Origin of the sequence: Flavobacterium sufflavum, from assembly GCF_004016525.1 — a bacterium.
Taxonomy (GTDB): domain Bacteria; phylum Bacteroidota; class Bacteroidia; order Flavobacteriales; family Flavobacteriaceae; genus Flavobacterium; species Flavobacterium sufflavum.
Window position 1 is genome coordinate 598,099 of sequence record NZ_SACJ01000002.1, and the last position, 21,016, is coordinate 619,114.

General features: G+C 33.0%; 14 protein-coding genes. 11 read left to right on the forward strand and 3 right to left on the reverse strand.

Going from position 1 to position 21,016, the window contains the following annotated elements:
• The first annotated feature begins 15 nt into the window (after window positions 1-15).
• The 6 genes from epsC (at window position 16) to EOD40_RS05640 (ending at window position 9,503) form a co-directional block, all read left to right on the forward strand.
• Window positions 16-840, forward strand: a complete 825-nt coding sequence (epsC, locus tag EOD40_RS05615) for a serine O-acetyltransferase EpsC (protein ID WP_128193909.1) — start codon at window positions 16-18, stop codon at window positions 838-840.
• 130 nt (window positions 841-970) lie between these two features.
• The gene (gene cysK / locus EOD40_RS05620; protein WP_128193910.1) at window positions 971-1,891 is read left to right on the forward strand and encodes a cysteine synthase A; all 921 of its coding nucleotides are present in this window, start codon (window positions 971-973) and stop codon (window positions 1,889-1,891) included.
• Window positions 1,892-2,019: 128 nt separating this feature from the next.
• Window positions 2,020-2,937 carry a family 2A encapsulin nanocompartment shell protein gene (locus EOD40_RS05625; RefSeq protein ID WP_128193911.1) on the forward strand — a complete coding sequence of 306 codons (918 nt, stop codon included), beginning with the start codon at window positions 2,020-2,022 and terminating at the stop codon, window positions 2,935-2,937.
• Entirely contained in the window at window positions 2,921-4,972 is a 2,052-nt protein-coding gene (locus tag EOD40_RS05630; RefSeq protein ID WP_128193912.1) for a family 2A encapsulin nanocompartment cargo protein cysteine desulfurase, read from the forward strand. The genes EOD40_RS05625 and EOD40_RS05630 overlap by 17 nt, the downstream gene beginning before the upstream one ends.
• A gap of 202 nt (window positions 4,973-5,174) precedes the next feature.
• A complete protein-coding gene (locus tag EOD40_RS05635) occupies window positions 5,175-8,618 on the forward strand; it encodes a leucine-rich repeat domain-containing protein (protein WP_128193913.1) in 3,444 nt (1,147 codons plus the stop codon).
• Between the two features lie 222 nt (window positions 8,619-8,840).
• Window positions 8,841-9,503: a DUF2461 domain-containing protein gene (locus EOD40_RS05640; protein ID WP_128193914.1), complete on the forward strand. Its 663-nt coding sequence runs from the start codon at window positions 8,841-8,843 to the stop codon at window positions 9,501-9,503.
• Window positions 9,504-9,992: 489 nt separating this feature from the next.
• Here EOD40_RS05640 and EOD40_RS05645 read toward each other — a convergent pair whose 3' ends face one another.
• From EOD40_RS05645 to EOD40_RS05655, 3 genes are all read right to left on the reverse strand, one after another.
• The gene (locus tag EOD40_RS05645; protein ID WP_128193915.1) at window positions 9,993-10,562 is read right to left on the reverse strand and encodes a Crp/Fnr family transcriptional regulator; all 570 of its coding nucleotides are present in this window, start codon (window positions 10,560-10,562) and stop codon (window positions 9,993-9,995) included.
• 65 nt (window positions 10,563-10,627) lie between these two features.
• Window positions 10,628-10,870, reverse strand: coding sequence for a DUF2798 domain-containing protein (locus EOD40_RS05650; protein WP_128193916.1), 243 nt, complete (start codon window positions 10,868-10,870; stop codon window positions 10,628-10,630).
• A gap of 88 nt (window positions 10,871-10,958) precedes the next feature.
• Window positions 10,959-11,417 (reverse strand): RrF2 family transcriptional regulator, encoded by a 459-nt coding sequence (locus EOD40_RS05655; RefSeq protein ID WP_128193917.1) that lies wholly within the window; start codon window positions 11,415-11,417, stop codon window positions 10,959-10,961.
• A 968-nt stretch (window positions 11,418-12,385) separates the two neighbouring features.
• On the opposite strand from EOD40_RS05655, the gene EOD40_RS05660 reads away from it, so the two are divergent.
• The 5 genes from EOD40_RS05660 (at window position 12,386) to EOD40_RS05680 (ending at window position 20,994) form a co-directional block, all read left to right on the forward strand.
• On the forward strand, window positions 12,386-13,678 hold the full coding sequence (locus tag EOD40_RS05660) for an O-acetylhomoserine aminocarboxypropyltransferase/cysteine synthase family protein (protein ID WP_128193918.1): 1,293 nt from the start codon (window positions 12,386-12,388) through the stop codon (window positions 13,676-13,678).
• A 90-nt stretch (window positions 13,679-13,768) separates the two neighbouring features.
• Window positions 13,769-14,872: a homoserine dehydrogenase family protein gene (locus EOD40_RS05665; RefSeq protein WP_128193919.1), complete on the forward strand. Its 1,104-nt coding sequence runs from the start codon at window positions 13,769-13,771 to the stop codon at window positions 14,870-14,872.
• Window positions 14,873-15,187: 315 nt separating this feature from the next.
• Entirely contained in the window at window positions 15,188-15,880 is a 693-nt protein-coding gene (locus EOD40_RS05670; protein WP_164905453.1) for a zinc-dependent peptidase, read from the forward strand.
• Window positions 15,881-16,185: 305 nt separating this feature from the next.
• A complete protein-coding gene (locus tag EOD40_RS05675) occupies window positions 16,186-18,906 on the forward strand; it encodes a hybrid sensor histidine kinase/response regulator transcription factor (RefSeq protein ID WP_128193921.1) in 2,721 nt (906 codons plus the stop codon).
• 837 nt (window positions 18,907-19,743) lie between these two features.
• Window positions 19,744-20,994: a glycoside hydrolase family 27 protein gene (locus EOD40_RS05680; RefSeq protein ID WP_128193922.1), complete on the forward strand. Its 1,251-nt coding sequence runs from the start codon at window positions 19,744-19,746 to the stop codon at window positions 20,992-20,994.
• Window positions 20,995-21,016 lie beyond the last annotated feature (22 nt).

Below are 21,016 nucleotides of genomic sequence, written 5' to 3' on the forward strand. Positions count from 1 at the left end.
AAAAGCTAAATTATTATGAAATCTTTTTACCAAGAAATAGCCCAACAGCATCAAGACTTCCTGATTCTGCCAAAAAAGAAATTAATCCATCAATTTATAGATGAGTTGTTTTCGGTTTTGTTTTCGAATACCTCAAAATCTTTCGGGAATGTGACTATCATCGAAGAAAAATTCACAGAATTAGAAATACAATTTAATGAGCTGGTTTTGGATTTTGAACCCAAAAACGAGAGAAGCCAGCAACAGACCAAAACGTTTTTTGAGGCATTACCCAATTTACATAAAAAGGCATTAAGTGATGCCAAAACTATTTTTGCCAAAGACCCGGCTGCAAAATCTTTAGAAGAAGTTTTGTATACCTATCCCGGTTTTTTTGCAATTGCCATTTATCGTTTTTCACATCAGATTTGGAAACAGGATTTGAAATTGTTGGCCCGAACCATTTCGGAATATGCACACAGTAAAACCAGTATCGAAATCCATCCCGGAGCACAAATAGGCGATGAATTTGCCATAGATCACGGAACCGGAATCGTGATTGGAGAAACCGTAATTATTGGGAATAATGTTCAAATATATCAAGGAGTTACCCTTGGCGCTTTGAGTGTCAAAAAAGGAGAAGCATCCATAAAAAGACATCCAACGATTGAAAACAACGTCATTATTTATGCCAATAGTACCATTCTTGGTGGACAAACAACCGTAGGCAGGGATTCTATCATTGGAGGAAATGTTTGGTTGACGTATACCATTCCGTCTAATTCGGTGGTTTATCATAAAAACGAAATCAGGGTTAAGGACAATAATCCTTTTCCGGAGCCTATTTTTTATTCGATTTAGTTGTTTTTTAGTCCCTAGTACTTAGTCCTTAGTACAAATCTAGAGACTAGGAACTAAGCACTAAAAACTAAGGACTACGGACTAAGTACTAGGGACTAAAAACTAAGTATTAAAAAAAGAATTACAAAAAATGAAATATCAAAATATATTAGAAACCATAGGGAATACACCCCACGTAAAACTGAACAAACTTTTTCCAACGCATCAGGTTTGGATAAAATTAGAAAAATCAAATCCGGGATCGAGTATCAAAGACAGAATTGCCTTGGCGATGATTGAAGATGCAGAGGAAAAAGGGCTTTTAAATCCTGATTCGATTATTATCGAACCCACTTCCGGAAACACAGGAATTGGATTGGCATTAGTAGCCGCTGTAAAAGGATACAAAGTAATCTTGGTAATGCCGGAATCGATGAGTATCGAAAGAAGAAAAATCATGAATGCCTATGGCGCAGAATTTGTTCTGACACCAAGAGAAAAAGGAACTGCAGGAGCGGTAGAAAAAGCACATGAATTAGCGGCTTCGACTCCCAATTCGTTTTTGCCTTTGCAATTCAATAATCCGGCGAATGTGGCAGTTCACGAAAGAACCACCGCCCAGGAAATTCTAAAAGATTTCCCCGATGGAATTGATTATTTAATCACCGGAGTGGGAACCGGCGGACATATTACGGGAGTTTCCAAAATTTTAAAACAACATTTCCCCAAGTTGAAAACCTTTGCTGTTGAGCCGGCATTATCGCCGGTTTTAAGCGGTGGTATAGCTTCACCGCATCCCATTCAGGGTATTGGCGCCGGATTTGTTCCGGATGTTTTTAAAAGGGAACATGTAGATGAAATCATTACCGTTGAAAAAGGAGATGCCTTTGAATTTTCAAAAAAATTAACCAAAACAGAAGGAATTTTTTCAGGAATTTCTACAGGAGCTGCTTTGGCGGGAGTTTCTAAAAAGCTTGAGGGGATACCTGAAAACGCAGTAATTCTAACTTTTAATTACGATACCGGAGAACGATATTTGTCTGTAGATGAGTTGTTTGATTCGGTTTTGTAGGCAGGAGGATTTAACAAAAATAACAAGTAGTCGATGTGGATAATTAATCGTAAAACATTAAATTAGCAGAAGAGTACTACGCAATAGAATTTTACGAATACATTATTAAATAATCTAAAACTAAGAAAATGGCAGAAGTAAAAAAACAACAGACTGCGTTAGGAGACGTAGCAGCAAGACAATTAGCAATAGCAACACGTTCGGTGCCTACAATGGCAACTTCTCCAAGATGGCTTACACATTTGTTACACTGGGTTCCGGTTGAATCAGGGGTGTATCGTTTGAATAAAGTAAAAGATGCCAATCATATTGAAGTGGATTGTTCGGCCAGAGACGAAAGAACTTTGCCTAATACCTTTGTGGATTACATCGATAATCCAAGAGAATACAATTTGGCTGCAGTTCAAACTATTGTTGACGTACATACTCGTGTTTCGGATTTGTACAGCAAACCATACAACCAAATTTCAGAGCAATTGCGTTTGGCAATTGAAACGATTAAAGAACGTCAGGAAAGCGAATTAATCAACAACAAAGAATACGGTTTGTTAAATAGTGTAGCGCCTTCTCAGATTATAAAAACAAGAACAGGAGCTCCAACTCCGGACGATTTAGACGAATTGTTGACCAAAGTTTGGAAAGAACCTGGTTTTTTCCTGTTGCACCCATTAGCTATTGCAGCATTTGGTCGTGAGTGTACCCGTCGTGGTGTGCCGCCTCCAACAACTTCTTTGTTTGGTTCCCAATTTTTGACATGGAGAGGAATTCCGCTTATTCCTTCTGATAAATTACCAATTAAAGACGGTAAATCTAAAATCATTTTATTGCGTACAGGAGAAAGCCGTCAAGGTGTAATTGGTCTTATCCAACCGGGATTACAGGGAGAACAGTCTCCGGGATTATCGGTACGTTTTATGGGAATTAATGAAAAAGCCATTGCTTCTTATTTAGTATCCTTGTATTGTTCCTTGGCAGTTACTGTGGATGATGCCATTGCCGTATTGGAAGATGTAGAAATAGGAAAGTATCATGAGTACAAATATTAATACAACGGGTACGGGATTGCCTAATATTGCCGACTTGGAAAAGTTAGCCAATGAGTTGTTCAGTGCGTTGCCAAATGAGTTTCCAAAAGAAATTTCGTTGAGTCCCAATGCCAGTGAGCATCCTCGCGCTACCAAAATTGCCGAAACGCTGCTTGCTGCGGGTAATTTAGGTGGTGTCGAAGCGGCATTTCCAGTTAGCAATCACGATACCTTGTTGGGACAATCCGGTTTTGCTCCATTGGCAACTCCGGCGGTTTCAGCCAGTCCGATAGGTTCTGTACAAACACCGCCTTCGTTTGGTGGCTTTGGCGGATCGCCTTCGGTGGTACAGTATGGAAAGACACCCGCTTTTGGAGGCTATTCTAATGCTTTTTCCGATCCTACTATCGAAAATATTTCACAATTAGGTGATTTGAATCTGGATACCAATCAAGGGTTTGCATCTGCTCCTGTTTCAGGAAGTGGAGCCGATCCCTATGCGGTACATAACGGCAATAATATCAATGCGGCTGACCCGCAAACCAGTTTCAATGATCCCAATCTGAAAAATAGTGGCGGGAATTCGTCTTCGTCTACGAATTTGAATCAGAATTATTTGCCATTCGAATTGGAACATACTTCTTTTGAAGCCGAATTAAAGGCGGCTTTAGAGGCACTGAATTCGAGTTTTGGAATTCCATCTTTGGTAAACACTCCGGGAATTATCGATACTCCGGCATCTTATTATTTTTTGAATGAAAATCCTTTTGGTTTTGATTCCAAAAAAGCAGATGTTTCGCCTGTAAGTCATCATGAATTTGAAGGTTTTGGTGGAACGAATTTCAATCCACATATTGTCAAGAAAGATTTTCCAATTTTGAAGGAAACGGTAAATGGCAAACCTTTAATCTGGTTTGACAATGCTGCAACAACCCAAAAGCCACAATCAGTAATTGATCGTGTGAGTTATTTTTACGAGCACGAAAATTCGAATATTCACCGTGCCGCTCACGAACTGGCAGCCAGAGCTTCTGATGCCTATGAAGCTGCCCGTGAAAAAGTGAAAGTATTCCTGAATGCCAAATCGGTAAACGAAATTGTTTTTGTTCGTGGAGCAACGGAAGGAATCAATTTAGTGGCTCAAAGCTGGGGCGATCAGAATTTGGTTGCCGGCGATGAGATTGTGGTGAGTAATTTAGAGCATCATGCTAATATTGTGCCCTGGAAACGTCTGGCTGATAAAAAAGGCCTGAAATTAAGAGTGATTCCTGTGGACGATAGCGGACAAATTCTGTTAGACGAATATGCAAAACTGCTGAATTCTAAAACGAAATTAGTCGCTTTTACACAAGTTTCGAATGCGTTGGGAACGGTAACTCCGGCTAAGCAAATGGTAGAAATGGCTCACGCTGTTGGTGCTAAAGTACTTTTGGATGGAGCGCAATCTGTTTCGCACATGAAAGTAGATGTTCAGTATCTGAATGCCGATTGGTTGGTTTTCTCTGGTCATAAATTATTTGGACCAACGGGAATTGGCGCTTTGTATGGCAAGGAAGATTTGCTAAACGAAACCCAGCCGTATCAATCTGGTGGAAATATGATTCAGGATGTGACTTTTGAGGAAATCAAATACCACAAAGCACCGAATCGTTTTGAAGCGGGGACAGGAAATATTGCCGATGCCATTGGTCTGGGTGCAGCGATTGATTATGTTTCGAAAATAGGAATAGAAGTGATTGGGCAATACGAGCATTATTTATTAGAATATGCGACTAATTTGCTGAAACAAATTCCGGGTGTTCGATTGATAGGAACTGCGGCTCATAAGGCGAGCGTGCTTTCTTTTAACCTGCAAGGTTTTACTAATGATGAAGTAGGACAGGCATTGAATAAAGAAGGTGTTGCCGTGAGAACAGGACATCATTGTGCACAGCCTATTTTGAGAAGAATGGGCGTAGAAACCTGTGTGAGGCCGTCTTTGGCCTTTTACAACACCACTCAGGATGTGGATGTTTTTATAGAAACCCTCTGGAAATTAAAATCCGGAAAGAAATAAAAAAGCAAAAGCCCAGGATTTAGTTCTTGGGTTTTTTTGTTATAAACAGTAACCACAAATTCTCTGAATTATTTGGAGTTTTTGTGGTTTATTATTTGTTAATTTGAGAAAATATATAGAGGGTAATTAAAATAGAAATACTCGTATCACAAGACTATATTTAAGGAATTAAATAGGTTTTAAAATGATTAAATTGTAAAAAATGGATAAACCTACTGAAATTTTAGAATTAGAAGAATATTATGGAATTTCACTTACTGAATCGAGTTCTTCTTTTCAAAATAATTCATATAGTTTAAATGAAAATCATGAAATTGTTGGTTTAAATTTAAGTAAATGCCAAATTTCAGAAATATCAATTTTGAAGGATTTAGTTTCATTAACCATTTTAAAATTGGGTGAAAATAAAATTTCAGATATATCAAGTTTAGAAAATTTGGTATTACTAACTAATTTAAATATTGAAAATAATAAGATTTCAGATATTTCAATATTAGAAAAATTAAAATTACTGACTAATTTGGATTTAGGAAGTAATGAAATTTCAGATATTTCAAGTTTAAGAAATTTAACTTCTTTAGATTCCTTAGCTTTAAGAAATAATCAAATTTCAGATATTTCAGATTTAGCGAATTTAGTGAATTTGAGATCATTAAATTTATGGATAAATGAAATTTTCGATATTTCAGTTTTGGCAAATTTAAAAAATTTGACTACACTATATTTATGGCATAATAAAATTTCAGATATATCAAGTTTAGAAAATTTGAAATTATTAATTATTTTAGATTTAGGCTTTAATAAAATTTCTGATATTTCTATTTTGGAACATTTAACATCTATTACTTCATTAGATTTAAGTAGAAATAATATCATGGATATTTCATTTCTTGAAAATTTGACATCATTAACTTCATTGGAGTTGTCTGGTAATCAAATAAGTTTGATTAATTGTTTAAAGAAATTAGAAAAATTGAATACTTTACGTTTAAGTGATAATCCAGTATTTGACATCACACCTCTTAAATATTTAAAAAAAATAAAAAAAATATCATTAAATAATATTGCCTCTAATGATTTTCAAATTTTAGGGCAATTAACAAGTTTAGAAGAATTGTTTATAGCTAGTAATGATATTTACAACATTTCTTTTTTAGGAGACTTAACAGACTTAAAAGTTTTAAATTTAGGGAAGAATAATTTATCAAATCTAGATGTTTTAAGGAAGTTTAAAAAGATCTCAAAAATTTTTCTAAATGATAATGAAATTTTAGATTTAGAACAATTTCAGTTTATAGTTAATATAGATTCATTATTTATTACTACTAATAATAATCCTTGTTTTGATGGGTATGATGTGGAATTTGAATTAGATAAAAACCATTATGATCTAGTCTTAAATCTTATAAAAAAAATAGATGAAGAAAAAAAGGAATATGTTTTACCAACGAAAGTATTATTACTAGGCAATACAGGGTGTGGAAAATCGACTTTATTAGATTATATATTACAGGACATAAATCCTAAAATGTTTAAAAATAATTTAGAAAGTACACATATAATTCAAGTGGAAACTTTTCCAAAAAAAATCAAGAAAAATATAATTCCAGAAGCTGTCTTTTATGATTTTGGAGGGCAAGATTATTATCATGGTCTTTATAAAGCTTTTCTAAGTAATGATTCCTTAAATATTCTATTATGGGATAGTCAAAATGATAAAAATCAAATAAGGAAAGATCGAAATGAACAGCTAACTAGAGATTATGATAGAAATTATTGGTTATATCAATTAAAATTTCAGTATAGTAATTCAAAGAAATTAAATTCTACTGAAAATACAGAGCCTATTATTTTGATTCAAACTCACGCTGATAATGAATTAGTTAATAGAGAGACTTATATTGGCGATTGTAATAATTTTAATATAATTAATGAATTTTATTTGTCATTCAATTCAACTGCCATTAAAAATAATAAAACCTTAGATATTGGTTTACGTTATTTTGAAGAAACATTAAATGAACAAATAAAACAAAAGCAAATAGTTAAATATGAACCAATTTGGTATAAAGATTTTTTGAATTATATTTTAAGGTCTAAAAGGAAATCGTATATAAGATTAGAAGATTTAGGACTAGAATATAAAAGGGAAAGTGATAAAAATAATTATTTATTGCCTGAAGTTTTACGCGAAATTGCTCAAACAGGATTAATCTTATATTATAAAGATGATGCTGATTTAAAAGATATTGTTTGGCTTAATCCAACAGGAATAATAGAAGATATTCATAACCGAATATTATCAAAAGATATTATAAAAAAGAATAGGGGGATAATTAATCAAGAAGCTTTTGATAAAATCATAAAGGATGATAAAGTCATAAAATTATTAATTAATCAAAAAGTAATATTTTTAGACGAGTATGATAATAATTATATTATTCCAGGTTACTTACCATTGACAGAAGAGGAAGATAAATTATATGAATTACTTACATTTGATTTTATTGAACCTAATTTCGTAATGAAGTTCGAATATTTCCTTCCTTTCGGACTAATTAACCAACTAGTTTGTTTCTACGGAAAAAATAGAAATAAAAAACATTATTGGAGGGATCAACTTTTATTCACTAAAGATAATTCTAAAATATTAATCAAATTAGACTTTACTAATTTAGAAATTTCCATCTCTATAAAATCCAAAGATGACAGTAAAAAGATAGATAAATTACAACAAGAAATATTTAAAGATATTTTAGATATATATTGGGATAAAACATATGAAGTCAAACATAAAGATATAAAAGAAGGGAATATTAATATTGAAGATATTAACAGTGAAAATTTAATTGATAGTAGATTAAAGGCTAATGTTTATAATGAAAGTATAAATTATGAATTTGTTAGTCCTGATGATTTATATATTTCGATAGATAATAGATATTTTGTAAATCATAAAGACTTAGAAAATAAGAATAAAACCTTTAATAAAATTATGTCTTTTGGTTTGAAAATAAAAAATGAAACACAAAACAATAAAGAAATTGAAATAAGAAGATTAGATAAAAATTCATTTAAAGAAAAAGCTACAGGATTGTTTAAGAACTTTACAAATAATAAGAATGCAGAAAATATGAAAAAAATATTTATCTCTTATGCAAAGGAGAATAAAAGAGAAGTTAATGAATTTCAGAAACAAATAGCTCCTTTTAAATTGACAAAAGAAGTTGAGACTTGGCATTGTTCTGAACTTGAATTAGGTGAGGATTGGGAATCTAAAATAAAAAAGAAATTTTATGAGGCTGATATAATTCTTTATTTTATTAGTAGTGATTTTTTTAGCACACCTTTTATTTTAGATGAAGAAGTTAAAAGAGGTATTGAAAGAAATAATGATCCAAACGATAATGTGGTTTTGATTCCAATCATTTTAGAAAAAATTCATTGGGAAGATTTGTTAGGAAAATATACTTCTAATTTTAAAGGTAAACCAATTAATTCTTATGAGATATCTAATAATGTTTGGTATGAAATTGTTGATGATTTAAAAAAGCATCATTTCAGAAAAACAAATCCAGAAAGTACATCAGGTATCTTAGGACAGTCAAAAGAAAAGATGAAAGCCCAAGAGGATAGTATCAGTTGAGCGCTGTAATTTTACATTTATGAAACCCGATCGCTCGGATATGTAGTAAATATCTCGTCAGCGGATAGCGCGGTTTTACACACGAGCGATAGCGAACTGACGAAGTAAACCTTGCCCACAAACGAGATTAAGTAATGAAATTTTAAGAAGCTACAACCCGAAAAGACAATTAAGACTTGAAACAAATGAGAAAAATATTCGGACTTTGACCTGTATAGTATTATGAAAAGAGGATTTGAATTTCTTAAACAGATAAAAGAAAATAACAATCGGGAATGGTTTACTAAGCACAAACCAGAATACGATTTGATTGTGAAAGAAAATAAAATTTTTTTCGAACAGATTTATTCCGAACTTCAAAAACAGGATAGTTTACAAGGAATCCATATTTTTAGAATTTACAAAGATGTTCGTTTTTCTAAAGATAAATCTCCTTATAAAACTAATTTTGGAGCTGGATATTCCCGTACAAAACCAATGTTAAGAGGTGGTTATTATATTCATTTAGAACAAAATAACAGTTTTGTGGGTGGAGGATTTTGGGCTCCAAATAGTGAAGATTTACTTCGTATCCGTAAAGAATTCGAAATGGATACAACAGAAATCGAAAAGATTACTTCCGAAAATACTTTCGTAAAATATTTCGGAGAGCTTAAAGGAGAAGATGGAGTAAAAACTGCTCCGAAAGGCTTCGATAAAAATCATCCTGCAATTAATCTGATTAAGAAAAAACAATTTGTAGTGAAGAGAAAATTTACAGACAAGGAAGTTTTATCTGATGATTTTCAGAAAGAAGTGATTGCAACATTTTTAGCAATGAGACCTTTTTTCGATTATATGAGTGAATTACTTACTACGAATTTAAATGGAGAATCTTTATTCTAAAAGGAAGCGATAATAAAGCAATGTAACTGTCACCTGATTCCTCGGTTTTACACACGAGCGATTAATGTAATAAGTTAAGGGATAGTAACTAAACCACCCCGCCCGTTGGGCACCCCTCCAGAGGAGGGGAAGTTGCGTGATTTCCCCTCCTCTGGAGGGGTGTCTGAAAGACGGGGTGGCTTTTCTATATGACATTGCACGAGCAATAGCGAACTGACGTAGAAACCCTGCCTACAAAGGAGAGCATAAAACGGTGTACTCATGAATCAGAATATCATAACAATAAAATCTTTAGATTTGTGTTATAAAATTTCATGAAACATGAACTACAAAATATCATTTCAGAAAAGAGCCAAGTTGAGCATGGAGCAACTATCCAAGCAGTCGCCAGTTACCTTAGAGGAAGCAAGGGCACAGGCAAAATGGCTTAGCGAAGTGAGTACATCAAAAGAGAAGAAGCAAAGAAAATAATAAGTTTGCAATCAACTTTTATTTCCTGGACTTCAACCTACTCAAGGTTTCCTGCGAGATATTTAAAAACGAAGCTACCACTTTATTAGGAAGTCTTTTTACCACAATAGGTCTTTCTTTTAACAGGTTTTCATAGCGGGTTTTGGCGTCCATAGTGATAAACGACATTAGACGATTGGTATTGGTCACATAAGCATATTCCAAATAATGCCTGTAGAATTTCTCCCAAACGGGATATTTTTCTAACAAGTAGAAGAAATCCTTTCTGTCAATGTAAAGAAGTTCAGAATCTTCCAATGCCTGAACATATTCTACAGCAGTAGTATCAGTTATGAAAGAAATAAGAGCACCGGCAAGATAATTTTCAAAAGCCAGGTGGCGGGTAGATTCCTGGCCTTCTTCATTGATGAAAAAAACACGAAGGCATCCTTTTTCTACAAAATACAGTTGATGACCCAATTCGCCATGGCTTACCAAAAGTTCATTTTTTTTGGCAGAAAGCATTTTGAAGTAAGGTAATATAGAATCTAAATCTTCACCAGAAATACTTAATTTCTCTCTAATAAATTGTGTTAGTTGGTCATACATCTTGCTGCATTTTTTATAAACTTAAATCAGGATTTAAGAGAAACCAAAAATCCGATGTATTAAATTCAAATTGCTTGTGTTGTTTTTGTTTCAGTAGTTGCTTTTTCGGCCAACTTTCGGGCTTTTGGGATAATTAAAAATGCAGCCATATAAGCAACAGGAAGCATGATACTCCAGGCATTTAAGAATTTGAAAAACCAATCTTCTCCAAAACCATAATTACGAATCAATCCCACAAATGCCATGATCAAAGTCATTGGCAAAACCACAAATAAAGTATTGATATACTTGAAATATTTCTTATTCATCTTTCTAGTCTTTAATGTTCTATGCAAAGATGAAACTAATAAAACTGTGAAAAATTGATGTAAGTCAATAAATCAAAGCTTGACTTTTTCATTCCTGATTTTTCGTCTTAATCAGTTTTTTTTCGTTTTTTATGATGTCTTCTATGGTGTTTCCGCTAAGCACTTTTAGGCTGGCGGTTCTTAGTTCGGTCATTACTTTTCGTAATCCACAGATGGTTTCATCTACACAATCATCGCATTTTTCGTAAAAATTTAAACTGGCACAAGGAATCATAGCTATAGGTCCGTCGGTTAAACGGATGATGTCTGTTAAAGCAATATCCTTTGGGCTTTTCAATAAATAATAGCCACCATTCACACCCATTTTACTTCCCAATAGGTTATGTCGGCGTAATTCCAGTAATATGGCTTCCAGGAATTTTTTAGGAATTTTTTCCTGTTCTGAAATTTCTATAATACGCATAGGAGAACCATCTTTATTTTCCTTTTCGTGTTTTGCCAAAGCGACTAATGCCTTGATAGCGTATTTTGATTTTTTAGAAAGCATGCTGTTTGTTTTTTTACAAATATAAAATTACTAATCTAATTCGTTGGGTGAAATTATTAAAACGTCTGTTCGAGTGTTTTTATGCGTAATGAAATGAAGCATAAAAATGTATCGAGAACCGTTTTAGATTATAAATTTCTTAGATACGATTCCGCTCAAAAAGAAATCAGAACTAATGACGTTTTTATCAAAAGTGAAAAATTAGATTTACCAATTTTCTTTTTTGCTTGATCAAAAAAGAAACAAAAAAATCAAGTCTTGCGCTTCCTCGTCGGTCAAATTAGTTTTCGAATGCTAAAAGAAAAGAACTCGCTATCGCTCAAACAGCTTTTCTTTTTACGCATTTTTCAAACATTTGACTCTCGACTGTGGAAGCTAAGGACAGTTGATTATCTAAAACAACAACATTTTGATTTATAGAAAAATATAAGTATAAACGTTGTTTTTGTGTTGTTTTTTTGTGGTTTTTAAATTTTGTAATAATCCATTTATGGCCTTGTTTTTAATTTAAAAGTCTATTATTTTTATAGATTACTATTGTTTTGGTTAAAAATATTTATATTTTAACTTATTGTTTTTTAGTTGGTTGTGATTTGTTGTTATTGTTTTTTGAAAAATAAATTAAAATATTTTTTTGTAATTCAAAAATAGTTATACATTTGCAGTGTAAGTTTTTTGATTTTAAAATCTGCTAATTTTATAGATTTAGTAATATTTAAAAATAAAAGAAAAACTCATACAGTAAAAACGAAGAAACAATGAAATCAATTATAAAAACAATGAAACTGTGTTGTATGATGCCAATGTGCAGCACGGATAAATATTGCCTCAAGCGAAAGAGATAATCATAGTTAACTATGAAATCGAAAGTCCTTTTGGTAAGCTGTCCAAAAGGACTTTTTTTATAAAGCAATTTTCAACAAGAATAAAAAACAAAATAGTATTAAAACATTAAAAACATATCAATCATGAGCACTCAAAAATTTGAAACAAACGCATTACACGCAGGACATGACGTAACAAAAAACGCAGGGACAAGAGCTGTACCAATTTACCAAACAAGTTCTTATGTATTCAATAATTCGGACCAAGCTGCCAATCTTTTTGGTTTGGCCGAAGCAGGATTTATTTACACGCGATTAAATAATCCAACAAATGATATTTTAGAACAACGCCTGGCAAAACTCGAAGGAGGAATTGGTGCAGTGGTTACTGCTTCAGGCACATCGGCAATAGCTACGGCCTTATTGGTTTTATTGAAAGCAGGAGATCACATCGTTGCTTCGAATAGTTTATACGGAGGAACCTATAATTTGCTAAAAGTAACCTTGCCTAGATTAGGTATCACGACCACTTTTGTAGACGCTGCTGATCCATCTAATTTTATTAATGCTGCAAAAGAAAATACAAGAGTGTTTTTTGCAGAGAGTTTAGGGAATCCAAAATTAGATGTACTGGATTTAAAGGCTATTTCGGATGTAGCGAAGCAATTTAAAGTGCCTTTTATTGTAGATAATACCGTGGCATCGCCATATTTATTAAACCCAATTGAATACGGAGCTAATATTGTTATTCATTCATTGACCAAATATATTTCGGGTAACGGAACTTCGCTTGGAGGTGTAATTATCGATGCGGGAAATTTTGATTGGAGCAATGGTAAATTCCCTGAATTTACGGAACCGTCTGCCGGTTATCACGGTTTAGTATACCATGAAGTATTAGGTAATGCCGCTTATATTGCAAAAGTTCGTATTGAAGGACTTAGAGATTACGGAGCAGCCTTGAGTCCGTTTAACGCTTTTCAGATTATTCAGGGCTTAGAAACTTTGGCAGTTCGTGTTAAAAGACATAGTGAAAACGCATTGGCTCTTGCCCAATGGCTGGAACTTCAAAAAGAAGTGGCCTGGGTAAATTATCCTGGTTTAAAGGTGAGTAAGCAATATGTTTTGGCACAAAAATATTTGCCAAAAGGGCAGAGTGGTGTTTTGACCTTTGGTCTAAAAGGAGGATTCGAAGCCGCTAAAAAAGTTGCTGACGGTGTGAAATTATTTTCTCTTTTGGCCAATATAGGAGATACCAAGTCTCTGATTATTCACCCTGCCAGTACAACACATCAGCAATTGTCAGAAGAAGAGCAAATTGCTACGGGTGTTACCAATGATTTAATTCGCCTTTCAGTAGGATTAGAAGATATAGAAGATTTAAAAGCCGATTTAAAAGAGGCTTTTGTACAGCTTCCGGTTGAAAAGTTAGTTTAGTTTGTTTTTGGTTTTTTTTTATAGCTGCCCTCATTGGTTAGTAGGGGGCAGTTAAAAAAAAACAATAATTAGTTAATAGATAGAGAAATCATGTCAGCAATAAGAATAAATGTAGTCCTTTTTGGAGTTGGAAATATAGGTAGTGAACTGTTAAGTCAGGTCATTGAAAGCCAACGATTTTTTCTTGAGAAAAGAAATATCGATTTGCGTTTTCCTATAATTACAAATTCTACATTAGCTTTCTTTGAAGAAGAAGGCGTTAAAAATAAATGGGAAGCCGATTTTACAAAATTGGCATTTCCGTATAAATTTCAGGACATATTGGATTATGTAAAGGAAAAGAAATTAGAAAACCTAATTGCGGTAGATGCTACTGCAAGTTCTGAAATCATTAAAAATTATATTCCGCTTATCCAAAACGGTTTTAATATTGTGGCTGCCAATAAAAAAGCCAATACTTTGCATATTGAGTTTTATAAAGAATTGCGTCGAATTTTAAAAAAACACGACAAGCTTTTCTTGTACGAAGCTACCGTTGGAGCAGGTTTACCTGTGATTAAAACCATTCGCGATTTGCATTTTTCAGGAGAAAAAATCACCAAAATCAGAGGGGTTTTCTCAGGCTCATTGAGTTATATTTTCAATCGATTTTCGAATGAGGAGGAATATTTTTCGGTAATATTAAAGGATGCCGAGAAATTAGGTTTGACTGAACCGGATTCCCGCGAAGACCTGGCCGGAAATGATGTAGCTCGAAAATTACTCATTCTAGCCCGTGAAATCGAAAATGAATTTGATTTTTCGGATGTGAAAATTGTGTCATTATTGCTCCCGAATTTGAATGAAAACAATTCCAAGGCAGATTATGCCCGAAACAAGTCATTATTAGACAAGCCTTTTCGATTAGCCAAATTGGCGCAAGCCGAAAATAATGTGTTACGCTATGTGGGCGAATTGGATATTGCCAAAAAGAAATTGGATGTAAAACCGGTTTCGGTATCCAGGGATTCGGTTATTGGTCAGTTAAGGGGAGCCGATAATCTGGTTGAGATATATACCAAAAGCAATGTTGAGCCTATTGTAATTCAGGGTGCAGGAGCAGGAAGACAGGTAACGGCAAGAAGTGTCCTTACGGATATTTTAGAAGTTGCAGAAAAAATCAAGATTAAAGAGACTGTTTTAGAGTTCATTTAAGTTTATGGTGAAATTTATTCGTTTATTTTAGGCGCCCCACTTAATTTTAAAACGAAAATATTTTACGCTAAGATAAAAAAAGAGTCAGCTGGTAAGCAGCCCTAAATAGTAAAGCTTCAAAAATAATCAGCTTAGTTGATTGTTTTTGAAGCTTTTTATTTTAAATTGTGTCCCAATAGAATTGCCCCTATAATGGATTTGAAAATCTTGTTTCAATTTATAATTATTCTTCTTTTTGGGCTGCTTGTCCTTCGACTGATTGTTTTTAGAATTATTGAACCTGTTTATGTATTAGCCTTCAAAAAACCGTTGTTTTTGTATGGATATATTATTCTTAAAAAGTTAAATGACAATCAAAAAGAAGTTTTAGAAAAAGAATTTCCTTTTTACCGGAGACTATCTATTAAAAAGAAACGCTATTTTGAGCATAGAGTAAATGAATTTATAGGGAAATATGAATTCATAGGCAAAGACATTGCCGTGACTGAAGAAATGAAAGTGCTTATAGCCGGAACTTATGTGATGTTGACTTTTGGAATGAGAAATTATCTGATCAATCAGTTCTCAAGAATATTGATTTATGCTACCAATTATTATTCAACAACAAATGATGCTTTTCACAAAGGAGAATTCAATCCAAGGATGAAGGTGATTGCTTTTTCCTGGGAAGATTTTGTTTTAGGGCATGGTACCTTGAATGATAATATTAATTTAGGATTACATGAGTTTTCACATGCCTTGCATTTTCATTGTCTTCAAAAAAGAGATCCCAGTGCAGTTATTTTTCGGGATGAATTTGATAAAGTGATACAATATTATAATGATGTTGATTTAAATGCCGAATTGAGAACCAAAGGCTATTTTAGATTGTATGCTTATGAAAATCAATTTGAATTTTTGTCTGTCATCTTAGAACATTTTTTTGAAACACCGGAAGTTTTTAAAAAACAGCATCCTCATTTATTTACTACGATTGCTACGATGATTAATTTCAAAGGGGATAATTAATTAAACTTGATTGACATTTAGTTTTGAATGTTATTTATGTTAAAATAACTAAGGGCTAAATTTTGAAGTTGGAATGATAAAAAAACTATATTTTTTTCTTGATATATAGTGAAATAGTATAGCTGTGTTTTTATATATTTGTTTGCAATTAGTGTTTAATTATTGTTAAAAATACAATTACTTCACGATTGAAATTATTCTATTTCATCATGTTTTTTGAACCGTTGAAAAGTTTTAATATTAAAAGCAATTAAAACAGACGGCATTATCACATCAGTCACTATCATTATTTAATTTATATAAATATGCTAAGAAAAGTTTCTTTCATTTTGATTTTAGGTTTTATAAGTATTCTAAATTCATGTAAGTCACCAGAAGAGGACAAAGAGGAACTCTCAATCGGGTTTTCACAATGTATCAACCAGGATGTCTGGAGGATATCGATGAATCATGAAATGACCGTAGAGGCATCTCTTCATCCTGAAGTTAATTTAAAAATCTACAATGCTAATCGTAAAGTAAAAAAGCAGATTCAGGATATTGAAAGGATGATTCAGAATAATGTGGATGTTATAATTGTCTCTCCTTTTGAATCGGATTCTATAGTCCCGGTAATAGAAAAAGCAGGTGTAAATGGGATTCCTGTGATAATTGTAGACAGAAAAGTAAACACCTCAAATTATACGGCATACGTAGGTGCTGATAATGTTGAAGTAGGACGAATAGCGGCGAAACATATTGTTTCACTCTCTAAAGGGAATGCGAATGTTATAGAGATAAAAGGTAGTTCCTTTACTTCCCCTGGTTTTGAAAGAAATTTAGGTTTTAAGCAGGTTTTGAGTAAATATCCGGGTATTAAAGTGGTTACTATGGAAGCCCGAAAGGATGAACTAGACTTGGAGCCTTTTGTGGAAATTCTGAATCGTTTTCCCGAAATCAATTATATTTATGCATATAATGATGTAATTGCCTATCAAGCCTGGATGGTACTTAAGAAAAGAGGCTTAGAGAAGAAAATAAAAATTATTGGGGTTGATGGACTTAACGGACCCACTGGAGGACTTCAGTTAGTTAAAGATAGAATTATAGATGGAACGGTTTTGTATCCCACCGGAGCGGCAGAGGCTGTTAAATTAGCATTGAAAATAGCAAATAAAGAGATTGTCCCTAAAAACAACAAGCTGAATACCATATTGATTGATTCTTTGAATGCGGATATCCTGAGCAATCAATTTGATAAAATAACTATCCAGCAATCGGATATTGAGCAACAACAAAGTGTTATTAAAAATCAGTTAAAAAAATATTCAACTCAAAGTAATCTTATAAAACTTTTGATTTCTTTATTGCTAATTGTGTTGAGCCTTGCTGTTTATAGTATTTATTCTGGAATTGTAATTCGTCGTAAAAAAATAGAATTAGAAGACACCAATAAAAAAATTAAGAATCAGAGAAATGAGATTAAGAAATTTTCTAATGAATTAAAGAAAAGTAATGAGGCAAGATTGAACTTTTTTACCGGTTTGTCACACGAATTTAAAACGCCTTTGACATTGATTTTGAGTTCTATAGAGTCTTTGGAAACGGAATTCAAGAATAAAGGAATTTCTGTGAATAAAGAAATCAATTTGATGTATAATAATTCCAGAAGATTGCTGCGTTTGATCAATCAGCTGCTGGACTACAGAAAAACCGAGGGGCATAGCTTTACTTTAAGAGCATCTCAAACTAATTTATTAGATTTCTCCAAAAGTATTGTCAGTGATTTTGAACGGGAAGCAAAGAAAAAGAATATCGATTTTTCATTAACAACAACTAATCCGGATTTAGAGGTGTATTTGGATCGAAATTTAATGGATAAAGTGTATTTTAATTTGTTGTCAAATGCCTTCAAATTTACTCCTGAAAAAGGAAAAATTTCGATTACTATTAAAGAAGATAAAACGAATAATATCGTTAAAATTCACTTTAAGGATTCAGGAATTGGAATCCCGGATAATGAATTGGGAGAAGTGTTTAATGCTTTTTATCAAGGTTCAAATAATTACAGAAACAGTTCCGGAATAGGATTGCATTTATCTAAAAATTTTGTTGAATTGCACAAAGGAACTATAGAAATTCATTCAAAAAATGGAGCCGAATTTATAATTACATTACCATTAGGAACGGCACATCTTGATGAAAAAGAGATCATCAAAGAACCAGTTTTAGATTTTGTTCATCAATCGGATTATTTGGATTCAGAGGTGATTCAAAAAGTGGAGCCTAAAAATACTGAGGATAAATATTCCATCTTGTACATCGAGGACAATAAAGATCTTTTGGATTTTGTTTCCCATAAATTCTCAACCGAGTATATTTTTTTCTCATCAGATGGTACTGATGCCGTTGAGAAAGCTTTGGAGTTAATTCCGGATATTATTATTTGTGATTTGAATTTGCCGGGAATGAATGGTTTTCAAATTTGTGAAACGCTAAAGAAAGATTTAAGAACTTCTCATATTCCCACCATTATATTGACCGCTTCAGATGATCAGGACTCTTATTTAAAGGCTTTGGATAGTGGAGCCGACATATTTTTGACTAAACCTTTTCATTTAAAAGTTTTAGCGCAGTCTATAAAAGGATTGCTTTTTAATAGAGAAAAACTACGTTTTTATTATACTAACAATATTGTAAATATTGAGGAGGGTAGTTTTGGTATTTCGGAACAGGATTTTCTTAAAAAACTGAATGAGTTAATCGGGAAAAATTTGGAAAATTCATCGTATACTGTTGAAGATTTAGCTCGGGATTTAGCGATTTCCCGTGTTCAATTGTATCGAAAAGTCAAAGCCATATTAGGAATTAGTATCAGTGATCATATCAATAATATGCGATTGGATAAATCCAAAGAACTGTTGAAAAAGTCAGATCAGACCATTTCGGAAATTGCCTATGCCGTTGGTTTTTCATCACCCAATTATTTTTCGACTTCCTTCAAGAATAAATTTGGAATTTCTCCTAAAGAATATAAAAATATTTAGGTATCATCAGTATTATAAAATGAACCAAAAATCATGTGGTACTTTTTTGAATCTGAAAATTTTTAAATAAGTCCAATATAGATATAAAATAGAATTAAGCTTCGTTTGTAATAAGCACGTTTTGAAAAGAGCGTGCTTATTTTTTTAGTGTTTCAATCAAGCCCGTCAAATATCTTTTGACGGGCTTTTTTGTAATCATATAAATGGAGTGTTTAGGCTTTAGTATGGACAAAATCAACATCGATTGATTTACCAATAAAAATGATACATAGAAATTATGATATAGTTTCATTTTAATTCAATTCAAAAATAAACTTCATTGAATTAATAATGCTTTTAAAAATCAATTTGCCTAAAATTTTCACAAAAATAATCTTGTGTTCTCTTAAAAAGCATAAGAATGTGTTAAAACCCAATTAAGAAATCAATACCGACATTCATTTTTTGAAAAACTAACGTAACATCATTGTAATTGATGTAACATCATTATAACTACATCGGTATAGTTTTTAATCTTTTTTAGGTTTTAATCTACTGAAATCAAGTGTTTTGAAGGGAAGATTGTAGTGGTTCTAATGTGTTGTAGGTTATTGTAACATATTTAAAATAGGCAGCTTTTTTTTACGGATATCTTAGCAATTCAAATTAATAATTTTTGATAATGAAAAAAAATGTTGTTTGGTCTGTGATTGCTTCATTGGCAGAATTCTTTTTCGGATTTGATGCAACGCTAATTTCAGGATAAGATAAGAAGCTACAAGTGCTTTAGAATACCTCCGATACTTTTTTTGGAGTCATGCTAATCAATAAAAAAATAAACGTAACAATTTATATAGAATGAGAAAACAAATTTTCAGCCTTATCCTAATAGTGTTCTTCTTGAGTTATGGAAGTGTAGAAGCGCAAACCAAATCGACCGATAGTTCTTTATTGGCATCAACTCCACCTATGGGTTGGATGACTTGGAACTATTTTGCGGATAATTTTAATGAAACTGACATACGTGAAATGGCAGATGCAATGGTAAGTAGTGGTATGGTTAAGGCGGGCTATAGTTATCTGTTTATTGATGATGGATGGCAGGGTGGAAGAGATAACAGGAACAATATAATTCCTGATCCTAAAAAATTTCCATCTGGTATAAAAGCACTTGCGGATTATGTGCATAGCAAAGGATTAAAATTAGGTATCTATTCGGATGCAGCACCATTAACCTGCGGGGGGTATACTGCTAGTTTGAATTTTGAAGAACAGGATGCGAAAATTTTTGCTTCTTGGGGAATTGACTATTTGAAATACGATTATTGCGGTGCTCCCGATGATATGGAGATTGCGAAAACACGTTACAAAAAAATGGCAGATGCTTTACGTAACAGCGGACGTGATATTGTGTTGGGTATTTGCGAATGGGGTGGACGTAAACCTTGGCTTTGGGGTGGACAGGTTGGTGGTCAGTTATGGCGTACAACCGGTGATGTCAGAGATAAATGGAGAAGTCTTAAGCCAGTGAAAACACTTAAAGATTTAGATACTGAGGGAGCCGGAATATTAGATATTGTTGATTTTTCTCAAGATTACGCATCCTATGCCGGACCTGGGCATTGGAATGATATGGATATGCTTGTGGTAGGGCTTTATGGTAAAAAAGGGCCTTCGGGTGATTTTGGTGGAGTTGGATGTACCGTTGCCGAATACCAAAGTCAGATGAGTCTTTGGTCTATTATGAATTCTCCATTGGCAGCATCTAATGATGTTCGGAATATGAATGCCGAAACCAAACGCATTTTATTAAATGATGAGGTAATTGTTATCAATCAGGATGCTTTGGGTAAACAGGCAGTTTGTAAAATCAAGAATGATACTTGGAGTGTATTTGTAAAACCATTGGCAAATGGTGATGCTGCAATCGCTATTGTAAACCGTTCTGAAACAATCCAGAAATCAAAAATAAATTTTGCTGAATTAGGATTGAACGAAACCTATGAGATCAAAGATTTATGGGAACATAAAGTGATTGGTAAAGGGAAAAAATGGAATGGAGTAGTACAACGTCACGAAACAAAGATGTTTCGATTGAAAAAAATGTAATACACGTACTCTTTTTGTTTTT